Source organism: Flavobacterium azizsancarii (genome assembly GCF_027980145.1).
GTDB lineage: Bacteria > Bacteroidota > Bacteroidia > Flavobacteriales > Flavobacteriaceae > Flavobacterium > Flavobacterium azizsancarii.
Genome location: NZ_JAMZNK010000096.1, coordinates 1 through 2571, shown reverse-complemented (window position 1 = coordinate 2571; position 2571 = coordinate 1). Strand labels below are relative to the sequence as shown.

Here is a 2571-nt window from a genome sequence, read left to right as displayed (position 1 = left end):
AATGGAAATTCGGATACCGCCACCGCCACAGTTACTGTACAGGACAAAATCAAACCAACAGTTGTAGCTCAAAATATAACGATTCAGTTAGACGCCACAGGAAAAGCAGTTATAACAGCTTATCAAATCGATAATGGTTCTATTGATAATTGTGCTATTGCAACAATGACTTTAGATAAAACCACTTTTGATTGCACAAATATTGGCGGCAATTCAGTGATACTGACAGTAACGGATGTTAATGGAAATTCAGATACAGCGACTGCCACAGTTACTGTCGAAGATAAAATCAAACCAACAGTAGTAGTTCAAAATATAACGGTTCAGTTGGATATCACAGGAAAAGCATTTATAACGGCTTCTCAAATCGATAATGGTTCTACTGATAATTGTACTATTGCAACAATGACTATAGATAAAACCACTTTTGATTGCACAAATATTGGCAGCAATTCAGTGATACTGACAGTAACGGATATCTCAGGAAATTCGGATACCAAAGCAGTAATTGTTACAATAGAAAAAGCGCCATCTCCAAATACTCTCAATTTATTGCAGAAATTTTGCGCAATTGATAAACCATTAGTTTCAGATATTTCAATACCGTATAACGTTTTAAATTGGTTTGCAGATCCATTGTCAACACCGGCGCTTTTATCTCAGGAGGTTTTACGTTCAGGAATTTATTATGCAGAAGTCTCAATTAATGCCTGTAACACCAACCGTATTCCTGTTACTATAATAGTGAATGATGAGGCTGCTCCAAGCGGAAACGCAATACAATATTTCTGCAGAGAGAAAGAGACAGCAATTTCAGATCTTATCACCAATGAAAAAGAAATACTTTGGTACGATACCGCCTCTGGAGGAGTTCCATTAGATAGTGATACATTATTAGAAGATAAACATAAATATTATGCGTCTTACTTTGGTGCAGAGTGTGAAAGCACCAAAAGATTTGAGGTTGAAGTTATTTTTAATTATTGCGATGTCATCATAAAGAATGGAATATCAGCAAATGGAGATGGAAAGAATGACTATCTCGCTATTGAAGGAGTACTAACATTTGCCGACAATCAACTTGAAATTTTTAATACTTCAGGTAGTTTAGTTTATAGCATTACTCATTACGGACAAGGAGATAATTTATTTAGAGGTTTTGCCAATAAAGGTTTAGGTCGCGGAAAAGGATTACTTCCTTTTGGAACGTACTACTACATATTTAGTTTTACGAATAATGAAAATAAACGAGTTACCAAAAAAGGGTTTTTACACCTTAATCCTTAAATCTAAAACCGAATAACAAAATGAAATGCAATTCTATAATAATTTTACTGAACTTATTATTCTCATTTTTAGCAAATGCGCAACAAAACGCCCAATTTTCAGATTACAAGATCAACATGTCCAGCTTTAACCCAGCCTTTGCCGGCTATTATGACGGAAGTATTCTTTTAATACACAGATCACAATTTACAGGAATTGAAGGCGCTCCTGAAACTCAAAACCTGAATATTAATGTACCAATTTCTATATATATGGGAACTGGTTTTAATCTGATAAACGAAAATCTTGGAGTAACTCAAAAGCTGATAGCAACAGCAGATTATTCGTATACAATTTATACTAATGATTACAATATGATAACCTTTGGTTTAAAAGGAGGTATAAGTAACCTTAATGTAAATTACTCCAGGCTTGATCTTGGGCAAGGTAATGACGTGAGTTTCGAAAATAATATTAATAATTTGATCAGACCCCGAATTGGAGTTGGTTTTTTATACAATGCACCCAGTTGGTTTGTTGGACTATCAACTCCCAATTTTATAAAAGAAATTGACGATCCAAGCATCAAAAGCACACCGTTAACAACAAATTCAGAGTTTTATCTGATCACCGGATTTCTAACAACAATTAATAATAATTTGTTGTTTAAACCGTCTATTTTGGCTAAAAAAGCTAAAAACGAACCATTTGTGATTGATCTTGCACTTAATTTTGAATTGCAGGGGAACTTTAGATTTGGAGTTTCGTATCGTTGGGATAATGCAATAACGGCAACGGTAGGCATTAATTTTATGGAAAACTTTCAGGCAGGTTTTACCTATGATCGTAATATAAATGGTTTGGGCGCATATGCTCCCTCATCAAATCAGTTTTATTTAAAATACGTCTTTAAACATGCTAAAGATATTCGTAGAGATAATTTTAGTTTTACGAGTCCAACCAATAACATTGGTTTTTAATGTAAGAATGATTTAAGTTTTTCCGTGTATGTGAAAATTTCTAGGCCTGTCGCATCTGGGAATAACTTTTATCTTTAAAATTTTAAACCAATGGAAAAATGCATATAAAATGTGATTGCTATTATAATAAAGGCTGCATATTTTAAGCCTTAATTAAGATATTTTAATAAGATATAAAAAAAGGCGCCAATTGAAAACAATTGGCGCCTTTTTTCTTGTGTGCCCAGCATGGGCGATAACTCTAGGGTGTAAGTCCCGAACACACCTTTACAGTGGGAAGTGTTAGCTGAATGCAAGGGTGTCCATCGCGAGGTGGAATCTGAAG

At 34.3% G+C, this 2571-nt stretch carries 2 protein-coding genes; both read left to right on the top strand.

Annotated features, from left to right (window positions below; genetic code table 11):
* The coding region (locus NJT12_RS24730) for a T9SS type B sorting domain-containing protein (protein ID WP_271338774.1) at positions 1 to 1287 on the top strand (1287 nt) is incomplete at its 5' end.
* Between the two features lie 20 nt (positions 1288 to 1307).
* Positions 1308 to 2246, top strand: a complete 939-nt coding sequence (locus NJT12_RS24725) for a PorP/SprF family type IX secretion system membrane protein (protein WP_271338773.1) — start codon at positions 1308 to 1310, stop codon at positions 2244 to 2246.
* Positions 2247 to 2571: the final 325 nt, after the last annotated feature.

Excerpts from the sequence above, each read along its gene's own strand:
- NJT12_RS24725 (WP_271338773.1), top strand. The coding sequence starts at position 1,308 with ATGAAATGCAATTCTATAATAATTTTACTGAACTTATTATTCTCATTT.